The organism is Allobosea sp. P4_C6 (genome assembly GCF_056402015.1).
This window is the reverse complement of sequence record NZ_JBFUIF010000278.1, coordinates 1-1,005: the sequence shown is the minus strand read 5'-3', so window position 1 is coordinate 1,005 and position 1,005 is coordinate 1. Positions and strand designations below refer to the sequence as shown.

General features: G+C 60.0%; 1 protein-coding gene. It reads right to left on the bottom strand.

Annotation, left to right across the window (positions count from 1 at the left end):
* Positions 1-961: IS481 family transposase (locus AC1DVA_RS28645; protein WP_476808167.1), on the bottom strand; the 961-nt coding region annotated here is incomplete at its 3' end.
* Positions 962-1,005: the final 44 nt, after the last annotated feature.

The window sequence follows — 1,005 nt, the reverse complement described above, 5'->3', positions numbered from 1 at the left end:
TGTTTAGTCCCGGCATTTGGTGGATTGGATCGAGGGTGAATCGTTCCGGCTCTGAAGTCCAGCGCTTGCAGATGAACTCGTAGGGCGTGAGGCCTTTGAGGGTCTTCAGGCGCCGGCCGAAATTGTAAGCTGAGACGAAGTCCTGGAGGTGACGATCGAGCTGGTCGTGGCTGTCGTAGTGATAGCGTTTGACGGTCGCGTCTTTGATCGTCCGGTTCATTCGCTCGACCTGCCCATTGGTCCAGGGATGGTTGATCTTGGTGAAGCGGTGCTCGATGCCATTCTCGCGGCAGCGCATCGCGAACATGTGGGTGATGTAACGGGCCGTGGGACCGTTGGCGTAGCGCGGCGGGAAGCGGAATTGGATGCCGTTGTCGGTCAGGATCGTATGGACCCTGTAGGGAACGGCTGCGATCAGGGCGACRAGGAAAGCTGAGGCCGTCACCCGGTTGGCGCTCTCCACCAGTTGCACGAAGGCGAATTTGCTCGTCCGATCGATCGCGACAAACAGATAGAGCTTTCCTTCGGCGGTCTGGACCTCGGCGATGTCGATGTGGAAGAAGCCGATCGGRTAGGACTTGAACCGCTTCTTCGGCTCCTTGTCGCCCTCGATCTCCGGTAGCCGGCTGATGCCGTGCCGTTGCAGGCAGCGATGCAACGACGAACGGGTCAGATGCGGGATCGTGGCCTGAAGCGCGTAGAGGCAGTCATCCAAAGGCAGCAGGGTATGTCGTCGAAAGGCGACGATGATCGCCTCTTCCTCGGCTGACAGAACCGTCGAAGCCGGCTGCTGCGGGCCCGTCGGCAGATCAGCCACCGAGGCCCGCTTCTTCCACTTCGCGACGGTCTTCTGGTTGATGCCGTAGCGCTTTGCCAGAGCCCTCAGGCTCGCTTGACTATGCTGTATCGCTCGACGGATCGCCTCCGTCGTTGTGGCGCTCCCGTGCAGAACCTGGCCCATAGTGCCTCCTTCCATCCGATGGAAAAGATCGCACCATCAAAACC